A 988-nucleotide genomic window follows, 5' to 3' on the forward strand; every position below is an offset into this window, starting at 1 on the left:
CCCGTGGACCTGCTGCGCCGCGCCGGCGACCGGCTCGTGCTGGAGACCGTCACCGCGCCCGACGCGGCCGCCGCCGAGCGCCTGGCCGCCGAGCTGGCGGCCGACCCCGCGGTCACCTCCGCCGAACCGCGCACCACCTACCACCTGACCCCCACCACCGGCGAGCGCCTCGGCGGCCCGCTGCTGCTGGCCACCGACCCCTACCTGCGCTTCGCCACCCACCTGGACGCCGTGCGCGCGCCGGCCGCCTGGGGCACCACCACCGGCCGCGGCGTCACCGTCGCCGTCCTCGACAGCGGCGTGGACCCCACCGCCCCCGACCTGGCCGGGCGCGTCCTGCCCGGCGCGAACCTGGCCGCCGGCACCGACATCGGCACCCACGGCACCCAGGTCGCCACCGTCGTGGCCGGCGCGCGCGGCAACGCCCACGGCGCGATCGGCGTCGCCCCCGACGTGGAGGTGCTGCCGGTGCGGGTGTGCACCCCCGACGGGTGCGCCGGCGACGCGGTCGCCAGGGGGATCCTGTGGGCCGCCGACCACGGCGCGCAGGTCGTCAACCTCTCCCTGGGCGGGGAGACGTACAGCAGGGTCACCGCCGACGCCGTGCAGCACGCCGTCTCCAGGGGCGTCGTGGTCGTCGCGGCGGCCGGCAACTCCGGCGACCGCGGCAACCCCGTGGAGTACCCGGCGGCCTACCCCGGTGTGGTCTCCGTCTCCGCCACCGCGCCCGGCGGCGCCCCGGCCCCGTGGGCGCAGCACAACGACGCCGTGGACCTCAGCGCCCCCGGCGAGCAGGTCGTCGTGGGCGGCCCGGCCAGCGAGGGGCACGGCTACTTCTTCGCCAGGGGCACCTCGTTCTCCGCCCCGCAGGTCGCCGCCGCGGCCGCCCTGGTGCGCTCGGTGGACGGCACCGCCACGCCCGCGCAGGTCGAGGCCCTCCTGGAGGGCAGCGCCTCCGCGCCCCCCGCCTGGCCGGCCGGGTACGGCA

General features: G+C 79.3%; 1 protein-coding gene. It reads left to right on the forward strand.

What is annotated here, in order from left to right; all coding sequences use genetic code 11:
• Positions 1-988: S8 family serine peptidase (locus GTR00_RS21630; RefSeq protein WP_166613551.1), on the forward strand; the 988-nt coding region annotated here is incomplete at both ends.

Source organism: Kineococcus indalonis, assembly GCF_009906395.1.
Taxonomy (GTDB): domain Bacteria; phylum Actinomycetota; class Actinomycetes; order Actinomycetales; family Kineococcaceae; genus Kineococcus; species Kineococcus indalonis.